Genomic DNA, 13,967 nt, shown 5'->3' with positions numbered 1-13,967 from the left:
GCGCTTCAGGACAATTTGGGCGGAGGCGAGGGCGGCGCCATGGCATAGCCCCTGGCCTCATAGTCGAAGTCATGCAGCTTGTTGACTGTCTCGGCCTTGTTGACGGGAGAGGCATAGTAGGCCCGGATCTCGGCAATCCGTGTGACGTCGTCGTTGAAGACGTACCATTCATCGCCGCGCAGCACCTCACCAAGGGCCGTCTTCCAATGGGTCCATTCGATCACCGCTTCGTGGCCGTCCGAGCTGGCCAGAACCTTCTCAATGGTCCAGCGCGATCCCATCGTTTTGACACACCAGACCCAGCCGTCGGCTATTGCCTGAGCGCCGCGCCAGGGCGCACCAGGCAGGCCGGGTGGGAAATAGTGGACAGCATTGCTCGTGAAGCAGTCCAGCAGCGCCTGGTGATCGGCATCGTTGCAGGCTTGAAAGTATCGGCGGATCAAGGCCTCCGCCTGCGCGGCTTTCGTGAGCGCACCCATCGCTTTACTCCGCCGCTCGCCGGGCTCGCCATTCCGCGTATTCCTTCAGCGTTGCCTCGTTCGGCGGGTAGGTGCCCCAAAGAGGCGCGCCAGCATCGATCTTGGTGAATAGAAATCTCTCGCGCAGCTCCTGCTCATGAGACTCCTCCGCCACCTCCTCGGCGATGGCACGTGGGATGACGACGACGCCATCGCTGTCCCCGACGATGATGTCGCCGGGGTAAACGGCAACATCGGCGCAGCCGATTGGCAATTGCATGTCAACCGCGCGATGATAGGCAGGGCGCGTCGAGGCCGTGTTGGCCCTGCAGTAAGCGGGAAACGCCATTTTTGAGATTTCTGTCCCGTCGCGGAATGCGCCGTCGGTAATGGCTGCCGCAACGCCCTTGCGCATCATGCGCGTCATCAACATGTTGCCGGCCGATGCGGCACGCGGGTCGTTGCGGCTGTCGATCATCAGGACTTGGCCTGCACCAATCGCCTCCACGGCCTCCCACTGCATATTGTCCTCACCCCGCTTGCGGAGATCAGAAAGATCCCAGTCCTTGTCTTCCCGCGAGGGAATGAAGCGCAAGGTGAAAGCCTCCCCGGCAAACGCACCAGCGCTCGGATTGAGCGGCGTGATCCCAACCAGGAATTGCTGACGATAGTTGCGCTTGAAGAGCTGCGTGGTCAGCGTCGCTGTCGAGCAGGCCTTCAGCTTTTCGAGGGTTTGGGAAGCAATCGGAGCCATGCGTATCTACCTCCAAGAACGGAATCTAAACCAGCGCAAGCAGTGCAATGCTTGCCTTCAGGCATCACCATAGCGGCAGCAGTGCTCGGCGGAAGGCCTATCAAGCTCGCAGCGAGTGCGCCGTCTCACATGTTGAGATCAGGTGCGGGGAGCGTAGCGCTTGAGGACATCGAGATCTGGTTCAAAGCCGATGCCGATGCGATCAGATGCGCTGACAACCCCCTTCACCGGCTTCGGTGTGCTCGCGAGCCACACTTCAGGGTCGACGAACAGGAACTCGATCAGCGTCTTCTCCTGCATCAAAGGCAGCATCGCCAGGGTCGCAAGATATCCCGGCCCGAAGTAAGGCGTATGTGGCATGACGCTCTTACCGTGTCGCTCGCATGCGGCCAAGATCTTGACGAATTCGGAGATCCCGCCGACTTTTGTCATACTCGGCTGTGGATAGGTAACAGCGTTGATGATCCGCATGAAATCAAAGGCCGTGCTGGCGTTCTCACCGCTGCCAACGGGGATTGCGGCCTTCTCAATCTCCTCCATACTCTTGTAGTCGTCGGGCGGGAATACCGGCTCCTCCACCCACAAGGTGTTGCAGGCGCGGAACGTTTCTCGCAAAGCGATCGTCTCCTGCATGGACCAGGCGCAATTGGCGTCAACCATCAGCGCGACACCGGGCCCGATGACCTCGCGCGCGTGCCTGATTACATCCGGGGCGATCTCGTGAAGCTTGATGTGCCGGTAGCCGCGCTCGAGCGCCCGCTTGCATTGCTCAGCGACGAGGTCCTTGTCGCCATACCTGACGAGGCTCGCATAGGCCGGCCGGTGCGTCGGCGCATTCGCCCGGAAAAGCCGCCATAGCGGCACGCCCTGCCGTTTCGCCTTCAAGTCCCACAGCGCGATGTCGACCCCTGACAGCGCGAACATGGTTATGCCGTAGCGTCCAAAGAGATGAAGTTTCTTTTGCACCTCCAGGTTCCAGGCAGCGATATCGTCGATGGCTGCCTCGGTCACAAACGGCGCGATCATGTGATCGACGGCCGCGCGCACCGCCTCCAAGCAGAAATAGGCAAAGGCATCGCCCCAGCCGACATGCCCATCCTCATCTTCGATACGAATCAGCACCATGTCGAGGCGATGCCAGCGGGACGGCGTGCCGCCCGTGCCCGGGCCGCCATCGGCGAACGGAATGCGCACCGGAAAGGTTTGCAGTGAGATGATCTTGGGTACGGTGTTGCTTTGGGGCATAATGCGAGTGGCCTGGGTCAAAGCCTTGCGACTGGATCGGCGAGGCCGCGCTCGCCGACATCGATCGACAGGAGGTGTCCCGAAAGAGGAGCATTGGCGAGGCTTTCGCGCGACAGGCCGGTGCGGGCACTGGTCACGAAGAGCTCGGACAGGGAGGCTCCTCCAAACGCGATACCGGTTGGTCTTGGCACGGGGAGGGCGACGGTTCGCTCAATCTCTCCGCTCTCATTAAGCTTCACGACGCTCCAGCCGTCCGACAATCCAACCCATGGGTTAAATTGCTCGTCGACGGCGAGGGCGCAAGGAGCGCCCGCGACCTTCGGAATATCGGCGAATTTTCGCTTTCGCGCCGCCTTTCGCTCAAGCAGATAGACGCATTGACGCGATGGCTCCGTCGCGAACAGGCCGGCATCACCGCAAAAGGCGATGTCGCTCACCTGGCCTTGCACTTCGAACACCGGTTCCATCCCCGATTGCCGTCGCCACGGTCCAACCAGGCTTATGTTGGCCTCGGCGCTGTAGGCTGCTGCCCAGATCTCACCAGCCTCCGAGACGCGCAGCACTTTGAAGGAAATACCCGGCTTTCCTTCAATGCGCTCCTGGCCGCCCGATAAATTGTCGATCACGATGTCATGGCCAACTGAATAGGCGACGCCGCCCTCGACAAGGCACAGCGAGTTGATGCCCTCAGAGAGCGCCTGCAGCGAGACGGTGAAGGGATGCCCGCCGTCGGCGCGGATAGCAGGCGCCAACAGGTCGGCCCAAACCAAGTTCTGCGCGCGCGCATCCCAGCGCGGCGCCGCGCCCACAAAGGCTGTGCTCTTCGTCCAGACCTTGTAATTTCCCGGATCATGCCGAGCGCTCTTGATGGCAGGTGCGAGCAGGCTCGAAATCCGTCTTGCGACATCAACGAGCTCTTGCCCTAATCGTTCGGCGCGCTCGGCGGTGATGCGAAAAGTCGGGCCGGCCACGCTGATGGCCGCAAGCGGTTTGCCGGCGGGATCGAGAATAGCCGTTCCGACGCAGCGGGTGCCGAGAACTATCTCTTCGTCATCGATCGCATAGCCGCGCGCACGGACGATGGCCAGATGTGCCTTCAACTGCTCGCCGTCACAAATCGTCTTCTCGGTAAACTTGGCAAGCCCGTCGCGGACCACCAAGTCGAGTTGCGCGTCGGAGAGATGAGCGAGGATCGCCTTGCCCTGGCTTGTGCAATGCATCGGTTTAAGCGCGCCGAGCCTCGCATTGGATCGCTCGGAATGTGCGCTCTCGAAGCGGCCGAGCGAGAGCACGTGGTGACCGTCTTGAACCGCGAGATAGGCGGTCTCACCGGTCAAATCGCGTAAGCGCCTCAACTCTACGGACGCAATTGACGCAAGGTCAGACGACGACCAAGCATTCTGTGCAAGATCGAGAAAGTTGAAACCAAGCGTGTAGGCCTGGGTGCGCGGATCTGCCCGGATCAGTCCACGCGAGATCAGCGCCGCAAGGATGCGATACAGGGTCGCCCTGGGGATGCCCGTCTGGTCCGCAAGACGCGCCTGGTCGAGGACGCCGGGTGATCTGCCGATCAGCTCGAGAATATCGCAGGCCTTTCCCAGAAGCGCCGTCCCGGCGACATTCTTAGGATGGATCAGCTCCGGCGACCACTCGACTTCGTGTTCAGACATGGCCCAATTTTAGGTTCACGAGACGAGACCATCCAGCCTGTCGCAGGCTTGGTGCGCCTCATCCAGCCGGGTTGCCCACATGGTGAGACCCGGAGGGGCAGATTCCGAGCCAGTGAAGCGAGGGGTTATGTGCTTGGTTTCAAAAAGGCATTTGTCTTGTGGGAACGTCGCATTGATATAACTCCTTGTGCAAAATCTTGACACTTGCAAGGTTTTGTATCATGCGGGTTTCCATGAGGAAGCAACCACAACGCCAGAGGGATAGGGCGATCTCGCTTCTTCAGAAGCGGGGCATGATGCGCCTTTCTGAATTTCTCCAGGAAGGGATCACGGCCGCAACCATTTCCCGAATGGAACAGAAGGGCACGCTCAATCAGCTCAGCCGCGGCCTTTACCAGCTACCCGATGCACTGCTCGACAGTAACCACTCGCTCGCAGTTGCTGCGAAACTCATTCGAAACGGCGTCATCTGTTACGAGTCTGCGCTCGCCTTCCATGAGCTGACAGACCGCATCCCGCCCTATGTATGGATGGCGATCGGTCCGCGCGACTGGCGGCCCAAGATTGCGCGGCCTCGCATTCAAATTACGCGCTTTGGTCCCAAGGAGTTTGACAAGGGGATCAAGCATTACACCATCGAAGGGATCTCGGTACCGATCTACACACCGGCCAAAACTATCGTCGATCTCTTCAAGAGCGGCCAACGTCAAAAAGCCTTCTACAACGTCCCCACAGGCCTTGCGCACGCCACGCAAGCGATGAAAGACGCGATCAGACTGCGCAAAGCGACACCCTCCGAAATCGCAAAATACGCCGCCGAAGCCGGCATATGGGACAAAATCGTTCAGCCGCGCCTTGAGACGCTGACCTTGAATGCGTAGGCCGCTGACGAATGTCGGAGCATCCATCCGTGGCCGCCTGCTCAATCTTGCAAACAGCGTAACGAGCCTTTCGATCTCTTGCTCACACAGTATGCGTTCGAACGGCTGCTCTACAGGCGAAATCTGCGGATCCCTGCTGTTGATTCCGACGTAGACCGAGTTAGCTAAGGAAAGCGCCTTGGTTTAGTTAGGGTTTGCCCGATGGTGGGCCGGGCATTTTATGATCGCGCGAAAGCGATGAGGGGCCCGAAATCATGGTTGTCGGCAGCCTGAAGCGCTGCAATGTAGGCCCTGCGTGCGGTGCCGGCTGTCTGCAAGCCGGCGGCGCCCCATGTAAAGCGCCGGCCCCCAAGCTGCACGATCAACAAGTCAGCAGCCAATCGTGACCAGCGACCGTTGCCGTTTGGGAACGGATGTACGGATACGAGGCGGTGATGGAAGCGAACCGCAAGTTCGTCCGGTGGATAGGTGTTGTTCTCAATCCAATACCTTGCGTCGTCGAGCACCTGATGCAGCGAAATTTCGATCAGATGTGGCGCGACACCAAGATTGCGCTCCGTCGTTCGAAATTTTCCAGCCCAGCGCCAGACGCGTTCGAACATGCGCCGATGCAAACTCTTGAGAAAACTTTCCCGCGTCGGAACCTTGCGGCGGCCAAACGCCCAGCGGTTTGCCGTCGCGATGTTCTGCTGCTCCAGTTCGTTCAACTCGCTACGTAAGGTAATGTGCGTTGGGATAAGATCTTCGCGCTCCTGAGGGGTCAGCGGTGTCGCGTGATCGTCGGCGGCATGCAGATCAGTCTCAGTCATTCGTCGTCCCAGAGGCGCGCGGGGCGTTTCAACAAATCCTCGATCGCTTGTTCCCGAAGCGCGCGGGCAGCCTGATTGTCCTCCACCGCTTGGTCCTCGAGCCGCATCGTTTGCTCGATAGCTCGTGATTGCCGCTCGGCGACCTCAGCAGCTCGCTTGGTTACAACTTCTGCGAGGGGGCGGTCGGGTACAAGCACATAGACCAGCCTGCAGCCGAGGGCCTCGGCCGCGCGTTGAAGCGTATTGAGGGTTACGCTGCCGCCTTGCTCGGATTTTTCGAGTTCCACGATGCGTGGCTGCGAAACCCCCAGCCTCTTGGCATATTGGGCGGTGGTCATGCCGAGGGCGTCGCGGATCGCGCGAATCCAGCCCTTGGGAGGGCGCTGGGAGTGCGAGAGCGCTCGGAGCGCGGCAAAGCGGCTGTCGAGATGCCGGATAGCGTCTTTCATCCGATAAGATATACCATATAACGAGCTGATAAATCTATAAGGAATACCATATTAATATTTCCCGCGGTAATAAGCTTTTTCTTATAATACACAAGGTTGACAATAAGATAAATCTTATCGAAGTGACGCAGGGCCTTCACTACGACCTTTCGTCAACCATTTAACATCATTGCAGAAGTAAGCGACGAGCCACCCCAGGGCGGCGGTGGCGGACCGAATCCGGGTCCGCGTTCTGGTTAGTGGCCTCTAGGGCTGCAGCTGCAAGGGCCGGCGGACACCGCTGCCCTCGTCCCGAAAGGCAAGCTCGCGCAGGCGCGGTAAAACAGGATTGCGATTGTCACTTCTCCAGATGGCGTGCAATTCAGCAAAGATAGAGCGCCCAAAGCGGATAGGCCGAAACACGACATTGTCGAAGCAGGCATTGCGGGTCTCTCCGGGAACAATCGCAAGACCCAACCCCGTGCTGACCAGCGCGAGGATGGCTTGTGCCTGGCTCATCGACTGCACGACATTCGGCCGGATGCCGGCGGCTCCAAACGCCATGGTCAGCAGCGAGTTCATGTAGGGGCCAGCGCTCGAATACATGATGAAGGGTTGCCCATCGAGCTGCTCAAGCTCGGGCCGGCGCCGCCCCGCGAGCGGGTGATCGAGTGGCAGGGCGAGCGCCAGCTCCTCGCGGAACACGCATGCGCTTCTGACCGTCTCGGCCGTCTGCAATGGGCGCACCAAGCCGAAATCGATTTGCCCTGATTTGAGAGCTTCGAGCTGCTCGCGCGAGGTCAGCTCGACAAAGCTTGCTTCGATGTGCGGTAGTTCGCTGCGCAAGCACGAGGCAAGCCAAGGCAAATACCCGTAAGTTGTAGCACCCACGAAGCCGATCGTCAGGGCACCACCAGCCAATAAGGCTGCTTGTCGCGCAGCCTTCACCGCATTCTCCCGTTGCTGAAGCAGCCCTCGCGCTTCAGAGAGAAACGCCCTTCCAGCGACGGTCAGCTCAACCGACCGGCTCGTTCGCTCAAGCAGCGTCACATCGAGCTGTTGCTCGAGCATCTGGATGTGCCGGCTGAGTGGCGGCTGAGTCATGTTGAGGCGCTTGGCCGCTCGCCCGAAATGAAGCTCGTCGGCAACCGCAACAAAGGCACGAATTTGTGCAAATTCGATCATTGATAACTTTAAGGTATTAGCTCGATCCAAAATTGAGTTTAGACGTGAATTGATCCTGCGTCTAGGTTGGGCTCCGTGATCGGCGAGAGATCGATCCGGGAAAACCTCGACGGGAGGATCGTATGTCAGGGAGCAGAGTGGCGCGCTTCCAATTTCGTTTCGTGATCTTGGCACTCATCACGATGTTGCTGGCACTAAGCAGCGGCGATCGAGCGACGCTCTCGATCGCGGGCCCCAATATGTCCAAGGCTCTTGGCATCAGCCCGGTCGAACTCGGCTGGATGTTTTCCGCTTTCGCATGGGCCTACGTGCTGGCTCAGGTGCCCGCTGGCTGGATCACGGACAAGCTCGGCGCAAAGCTCAGCATCCTGGTCGGATTGATCCTCTGGTCGGTCGTCACGTTCCTGATGAGCGGCGTGGCCTGGCTCGCCTATCCGTTTCTGGCCATGCTCGCCTTGCGCTTCCTGCTTGGCGTGTTCGAATCTCCAGTCGGGCCGGCTGCTGGGCGCATCATCGCTGCCTGGTTTCCATCGAGCGAGCGCGGCATTGCCGGCGCGATCTTCAACAGCGCGCAATATGTCTCCCTCGTGATCTTCACGCCTTTGATGGGCTATCTAGATCATCGCTTCGGCTGGGAGCACATCTTCACTGTGATGGGCGTCCTAGGGCTCGCATTCTCCGCCCTCTGGTTCGTCACGTACTATCCGCCTGCTCAACATCCAAAAGTCGCGCCAGCTGAACTCGATCACATTCGCTCTGGTGGCGGCCTTGTCGACCTCGGCGCAGCTCCTGTGCGCTCCGCCGAGCGCGGTCCAAAATGGTCGGATCTGGCCGAAGTCTTCCGCAGCCGCATGCTCGTCGGCATCTTCCTCGCGCAGTACGGCATTACATCCATCACCTGGTTCTTCGTCTCCTGGTTTCCGAGCTATCTCGTCAAGGCCCGCGGCTTTTCGGTACTCGACGCAAGTTTAGTGGCGACCATCCCGGCCATCGCCGGCTTCGTTGGCGGCGTCATGACCGGCTTCTTCTCAGATTGGCTTCTTCGCAGGACCGGATCGCTAAGCACCGCGAGGAAGACGCCGATTACGATTGGTCTGTTGATGACGATGCTGATCATCGGCTGCAATTACACAGACTCCACCACGTTGATCCTAGTCCTGATGAGCGCCGCCTTTTTCGGCAAGGGCTTTGGATCGCTAGGTTGGACCGTAGTGGCCGATACCGCGCCAAAAGAAGTCATCGGGCTGACCGGCGGCGTCTTCAACGCGATCGGTAATACTGCCGGCATCACGACCCCGGTTGCGATCGGCTACATCCTTGCAGCGACCGGATCCTTCAATGGCGCGCTGCTCTATGTCGGCCTCCATGGCCTACTCGCCATTATCAGCTACTGGGTCATCGTGGGCCCGATTCAACGTGCCGTCATTCAGGAAAGGCCCGAGCTTCCTCGCGCTGCGCCAATACCAGCCGAATAGACGCCGGGCCGCAGAAGAGTATTCAACGACGAAAGAGGACGAACAGATGAACTTTATGCAAAACACGACACGCATCATTGCCAATCCGCTAGCTGCGGGACTTGCGCCCGGCGAAGCCACCACCGATCGAATCGCATGGGTCAAGCTATCGCTGGTTTTCCTTCCACTTGCCGCACCGATCAGCGACGCGAAGGTGCTTACCGGCCGCCAAAAGCCGCTCACGGAGATCGCGTTCCTGTTCGCGGAGATCGAAACCGAGCAGGGCCATAGTGGCATCGGCTATAGCTATTCGAAGCGCGCGGGAGGGCCCGGGCAGTTCGCTCATGCCAAGGAAATTGCCGGTGAACTTATAGGTGAGGATCCCAATGACATCGCGCGCATCTGGGACAAGCTGGTCTGGGCCGGCGCTTCCGTCGGGCGTAGTGGACTGTCAACCCAGGCAATTGCCGCCTTTGACATTGCGTTGTGGGATCTCAAGGCCAAGCGAGCGAAGCTGCCGCTGGCCAAATTGCTCGGCGCCCACCGAGATTCGGTTCGCTGCTACAACACATCCGGCGGCTATCTCTCCATGCCCATCGAGGAGGTCAAGGAGCGCGTCTCGATGGCGCTCGAAAAGGGCATCGGCGCCATCAAGCTCAAAGTCGGCCAGCCCGACCCGATGGTTGATCTCGCCCGCATCGAGGCAGTGCGCAAACATATTGGCGACGTACCGCTGGCGATCGATGCCAATCAGCAATGGGACCGCACGACTGCACTGAGGTTTGGTCGCATTGCCGAGCAGTTCAGCCTGACCTGGATCGAAGAGCCGCTGGATGCTTACGATTACGAAGGGCATGCCGCGCTCGCCAAGGAGCTTGCAACCCCGATCGCCACGGGTGAGATGCTAACAAGCGTCGATGAACATTACGAGCTGATCCGGCACAATTCGGTCGACTTCATTCAGCCAGACGCCCCCCGCGTCGGGGGCATCACCCCCTTCCTGAAGATCCTCGCGCTTGCCGACCATAAGAAGCTGCAGCTCGCTCCCCATTACTGCATGGAGATCCACCTTCATCTGACGGCGGCTTACGGCCGCGAGCCCTGGGTCGAGCACTTCGAGTGGTCGGAAGCCATGTTCAACGAGAAACTCCATGTCGTGAATGGACGCATGATCGTGCCAAACCGACCGGGCCTCGGCTTCAGCCTCTCGGATCAGGCTCGGGCATGGACTCGCGCCACTCACGAAGCCGGAAAGCGGCCCTAATAAACAGAAGGCTGGTCCGGCCCCGCCGGCCCAGCCTTTTGAGGCCGAGTAGACTTAGCAGCACGTTACGAGGAGTTGAACGCATGAACCGCGCAGTGTCACTCAGCCGCCGTACGTTTGTAGGCCTCCTTGCCGCAGCGGGGCTATCGCCACGAGCAGTTGCTGCGCAGAACACAGCTCGCGCGGTCCTCTACGTCGCAGTTGGGTCCGAGCTGATGTGTTACGAGGCCGACGACACGAAGCTCGCCTTGCAGAAAATTGACACTATTCGCGTGCCAGAGGCGGTTCAGTACGCCTGGAAGCATCCATCAAAGCCGCTGCTCTACGTGGCTTTTAGCAACCGGTATACCTCCAAGGCTGACGACCGGCACGGGGTCGCGGTCTATGCGATCGATCAAGACACGGGGCGGCTGCAGCAATTTGGAGAGCCTGTCTTTCTCAAGAACCGCCCAGTTAACCTCACGCTCGATCCGGCAGGGCGCTATCTGCTTGTTGCTTACAACATGCCGTCAGATCTGACCGTCCATGCGCTCGGGGAGAACGGCTCCATCGGAGTTGAAATCAAGCAGTCCGGCTCAATCGATGCCGGCATCTATGCTCACCAAGTCCGTGTCTCACCGTCTGGCAAGCTCGTCGTGCTTCCGACGCGCGGCAACGATCCGGGCGCCGGCAAGCCCGAAGATCCCGGAGCCCTGAAAGTCTTCCGATTTGAAGCGGGGCAGCTTTCGCATGAGACTTCGATCACTAAAGGAAACGGACTTGGCTTCGGCCCGCGGCACGTCGACTTTCATCCGGAAAAACCGTGGATGTTCGTATCGATGGAACGCAACAACCAGCTGCTGGTCTATGGGACGAGTGACGAAGGCATCGATCCTAAGCCGCTGTTCGAAAGATATACTGCTGAAAACCACGAAGCTAGGCTACCGGTCCAGTTCGTCGGCCCCATCCACGTGCACCCCAACGGCCGGTTCGTCTATCTTGCCAACCGCTCGGACGGAACGATCGATTTCGCGGGCCGAAAGGTCCATGGGGAGGGAGAAAATACTGTCGCCGTGTTTTCGATCAATCCCGCAAGCGGAGAGCCGACGCTCATCCAGACCATTGATACCCTGACCTTCCATTGCAGGACATTCTCAATCCATCCGGCCGGACGAATGCTGGTCACAGCTGCGGTTGCGCCGCTTGACGTTCGCGACGGTGGCGCCGTTCGGACGGTTCCAGCAGGGTTGACAGTATTCGACGTCGCCGACGATGGCAAACTGAACTTCGCTCGCAAATACGAGGTCGATATCGGCAAAGATTGGATGTTCTGGTGTGGAATGGTTGCTCTCTGAGCATGCAGCTCTGCACGACGCGCTCGCGGGAGCTCTCGCACGAGCGGGCGCCTTATGTAGGCGAACGAACGAGCTTTGCCAGCTTACGACGTCTGTTGCCTAGTCGGCGCAATCAGAACGGCCCGAATGTCATTGACATTTGTGAGAGTGGGACCTGTTCGAACGAGATCACCAAGACGCTCGAAAAAGGTGTAACTATCGTGAGCCGTCAGAAGCGCGCGGGCATCGAGCTGGCTCGCAGCGGCGCGATGCAAGGTATCTGGCGTCACCAAAGCGCCGGCGGCATCCTCCGTTCCATCAATCCCGTCACTATCCCCGGCAATGGCCCAAATGCCCGCCGCTCCATCAAGGGCCACCGCAAGTCCGAGCAAGAACTCGGTATTGCGACCACCACGACCTGCTCGGCCATGACCGATGCTAACTGTCGTCTCTCCTCCTGAAAGCAGAACGGCCGGCGCCTTTACAGGATGCCCGTGCTGAGCGACCGACCGGGCAATTCCGGCCATCATGGTACCGAGCTCTCGGGCCTCCCCCTCGATTGCGTCCCCAAGTACAACAGCGCTCAATCCCTCGCGCTTGGCGAGCTGCGCTGCAGCATCAAGGGCCGTGAGTGGCGCGGCGATAATACGGACATCTTCGGCAATGTCCCCAGGCTTCGCCGTATCTTGTCCGCCGTCTAGAACGGCTTGCGCAGAGTCGGGCAGCTTGATCCCGAAACGGCGAACGATCTCGCGCGCATTGGCCTTCGTGCTGGCATCCGGCAGCGTCGGGCCGGAGGCGATCGCAGCCGGATCGTCCCCCGGAATGTCTGAGATCACGAGGGTGAGGAGGCGCGCAGGGCGCGCTGCAAGCGCCAGCCGACCGCCTTTGATCGCCGACAGGTGCTTGCGCACCACATTCATCTCCGCAATCGTCGCCCCGCTCGCGAGTAATGCCCGGTTTACCGCTTGCTTGTCCGCGAGGGTCATCGGAGGGGCGGGAAGGGCCATCAGTGCGGACCCGCCACCGGACATCAACGCTAGGACCAGGTCATCCTTCGTCAGCCCTCTGACCGCATCCAGCATCCGCAGCGCCGCGGCCTCGCTCGAGTGGTCCGGGACGGGGTGCGACGCCTCAAGGACTTCGATCCCGCCCGCCGGCACCGCGTGCCCGTGCCGCGTCACAACGACCCCCGACAATTCGACGTCGGGCCAGGCCGCATCGACCACCGCAGCCATTGCCGCGGACGCCTTGCCGGCTCCGACAACAATACAGCGTCCGCTGGGCTTTGGCGGCAGATGCGTCGTGACGGCTATGCGCGGATCAGCGCTCGCGATTGCGGCATCAAAGAGTTGCCGCAGCAAGCTGCGAGCCCGTGCGTCGGTCCACACAGCGGACATTGGGGGGCTTCACGCGTTTTCCGCTTGGATCGCGCTCACGACAGCGTCTGTCACCTTGCGGGTGTTCGCCGATCCTCCAAGGTCTGGCGTATGCAGTTCGGGGTTGGCGGTGACGCGCTCGATTGCCTTCATGAGCCGCTGCGCGGCTGCATTCTCCCCCAGATGCTCAAGCATCATAACCGCCGACCAGAATGTCCCGACGGGATTGGCAATGCCCTTGCCTGTGATGTCGAAGGCGGAGCCATGGATGGGCTCGAACATCGATGGGAATTTGCGCTCGGGATTGAGATTGGCGGTCGGGGCGATGCCAAGCGAACCGGCAAGGGCAGCGGCAAGGTCGGACAGCACATCAGCATGGAGATTGGTAGCCACGATCGTATCGAGGCTCTGCGGGCGCATGACCATGCGCATCGTCATGGCATCGACCAGCATCTTGTCCCACGTCACGTCAGAAAACTCGCGCGCGACCTCCGCTGCAATTTCATCCCACATGACCATTGCATGCCGCTGTGCATTGGATTTCGTCACGACGGTCAACAACTTGCGGGGACGAGACCGTGCAAGGCCGAAGGCAAAGCGCATGATCCGCTCCACACCGGCGCGCGTGAACATAGCGACATCGGTTGCTGCCTCCAAAGGAGATCCCTGATGGACCCGTCCGCCGACGCCCGCATACTCGCCTTCCGAATTTTCCCGAACGATGACCCAGTCGAGCTCCTTGTCCTTGACGGCACGCAAGGGCGAGGTGATGCCGGGAAGGATGCGGGTCGGACGCACATTCGCATATTGATCGAACGGCTGACAGATCGCGAGCCGCAGGCCCCAAAGCGTGATGTGGTCCGGAATTTCTGGGTGCCCTGCGGAGCCAAACAGGATTGCATCGTGATTACGGATCAGATCGCGCCCGTTTTCGGGCATCATGCGGCCATGCCGCTTATAATATTCCCCACCCCAATCAAAGTGGTCGAAGTGAAAGGTGAATGCCCCATCGCGCTTCGCCAGCGCCTTAAGAACTTCGACGCCGGCATCCACAACTTCGGAGCCGATACCGTCGCCTGGGATTGCCGCAACGTTGTAGGTCTTCATGAGAGATATCCTTCCTCTTC

13 protein-coding genes are annotated in these 13,967 nt (G+C 59.9%); 4 read left to right on the top strand and 9 right to left on the bottom strand.

The genetic code is table 11. The features are described from left to right. Positions 1–5 precede the first annotated feature (5 nt). The 4 genes from XH89_RS38620 to XH89_RS38605 form a co-directional block, all read right to left on the bottom strand. Positions 6–479, bottom strand: coding sequence for a nuclear transport factor 2 family protein (locus XH89_RS38620; protein ID WP_128930047.1), 474 nt, complete (start codon positions 477–479; stop codon positions 6–8). A gap of 4 nt (positions 480–483) precedes the next feature. Further along, positions 484–1,212 (bottom strand): ribonuclease activity regulator RraA, encoded by a 729-nt coding sequence (locus tag XH89_RS38615; RefSeq protein ID WP_128930048.1) that lies wholly within the window; start codon positions 1,210–1,212, stop codon positions 484–486. 138 nt (positions 1,213–1,350) lie between these two features. Next, positions 1,351–2,457, bottom strand: coding sequence for a mandelate racemase/muconate lactonizing enzyme family protein (locus XH89_RS38610; protein ID WP_128955142.1), 1,107 nt, complete (start codon positions 2,455–2,457; stop codon positions 1,351–1,353). 17 nt (positions 2,458–2,474) lie between these two features. Beyond that, positions 2,475–4,127: an IclR family transcriptional regulator C-terminal domain-containing protein gene (locus tag XH89_RS38605; protein WP_128930050.1), complete on the bottom strand. Its 1,653-nt coding sequence runs from the start codon at positions 4,125–4,127 to the stop codon at positions 2,475–2,477. Positions 4,128–4,420: 293 nt separating this feature from the next. Between XH89_RS38605 and XH89_RS38600 the strand changes: the two genes are divergently transcribed. Beyond that, a complete protein-coding gene (locus XH89_RS38600; protein ID WP_232995553.1) occupies positions 4,421–5,008 on the top strand; it encodes a type IV toxin-antitoxin system AbiEi family antitoxin domain-containing protein in 588 nt (195 codons plus the stop codon). Positions 5,009–5,226: 218 nt separating this feature from the next. Here the strand turns inward: XH89_RS38600 and XH89_RS38595 are convergent, their stop codons facing one another. From XH89_RS38595 to XH89_RS38585, 3 genes are all read right to left on the bottom strand, one after another. Then, positions 5,227–5,817, bottom strand: a complete 591-nt coding sequence (locus tag XH89_RS38595) for a mobile mystery protein B (RefSeq protein WP_128930051.1) — start codon at positions 5,815–5,817, stop codon at positions 5,227–5,229. Continuing rightward, positions 5,814–6,266, bottom strand: a complete 453-nt coding sequence (locus tag XH89_RS38590; RefSeq protein ID WP_128955143.1) for a mobile mystery protein A — start codon at positions 6,264–6,266, stop codon at positions 5,814–5,816. Before XH89_RS38590 ends, XH89_RS38595 begins: the two co-directional genes overlap by 4 nt. Before the next feature lie 246 nt (positions 6,267–6,512). After that, positions 6,513–7,430, bottom strand: coding sequence for a LysR family transcriptional regulator (locus XH89_RS38585; RefSeq protein WP_128930053.1), 918 nt, complete (start codon positions 7,428–7,430; stop codon positions 6,513–6,515). 239 nt (positions 7,431–7,669) lie between these two features. Between XH89_RS38585 and XH89_RS38580 the strand changes: the two genes are divergently transcribed. From XH89_RS38580 to XH89_RS38570, 3 genes are all read left to right on the top strand, one after another. Next, on the top strand, positions 7,670–8,905 hold the full coding sequence (locus tag XH89_RS38580) for an MFS transporter (RefSeq protein WP_347341926.1): 1,236 nt from the start codon (positions 7,670–7,672) through the stop codon (positions 8,903–8,905). 55 nt (positions 8,906–8,960) lie between these two features. Continuing rightward, positions 8,961–10,148 carry a mandelate racemase/muconate lactonizing enzyme family protein gene (locus XH89_RS38575; protein ID WP_128930202.1) on the top strand — a complete coding sequence of 396 codons (1,188 nt, stop codon included), beginning with the start codon at positions 8,961–8,963 and terminating at the stop codon, positions 10,146–10,148. Positions 10,149–10,231: 83 nt separating this feature from the next. After that, positions 10,232–11,482 (top strand): beta-propeller fold lactonase family protein, encoded by a 1,251-nt coding sequence (locus XH89_RS38570; RefSeq protein ID WP_164933592.1) that lies wholly within the window; start codon positions 10,232–10,234, stop codon positions 11,480–11,482. Positions 11,483–11,565: 83 nt separating this feature from the next. On the opposite strand, the gene XH89_RS38565 is transcribed toward XH89_RS38570, so the two are convergent. Both XH89_RS38565 and XH89_RS38560 read right to left on the bottom strand, forming a co-directional pair. Further along, positions 11,566–12,861, bottom strand: a complete 1,296-nt coding sequence (locus XH89_RS38565) for a glycerate kinase (RefSeq protein WP_128955144.1) — start codon at positions 12,859–12,861, stop codon at positions 11,566–11,568. A gap of 9 nt (positions 12,862–12,870) precedes the next feature. Then, positions 12,871–13,947 carry a tartrate dehydrogenase gene (locus XH89_RS38560; RefSeq protein WP_128930057.1) on the bottom strand — a complete coding sequence of 359 codons (1,077 nt, stop codon included), beginning with the start codon at positions 13,945–13,947 and terminating at the stop codon, positions 12,871–12,873. Between the last annotated feature and the right edge of the window lie 20 nt (positions 13,948–13,967).

The organism is Bradyrhizobium sp. CCBAU 53340 (assembly GCF_015291645.1).
Classification (GTDB): Bacteria; Pseudomonadota; Alphaproteobacteria; order Rhizobiales; family Xanthobacteraceae; genus Bradyrhizobium.
The sequence above is the reverse complement of the archived record's forward strand: the minus strand, read 5'-3'. Positions and strand labels throughout refer to the sequence as shown.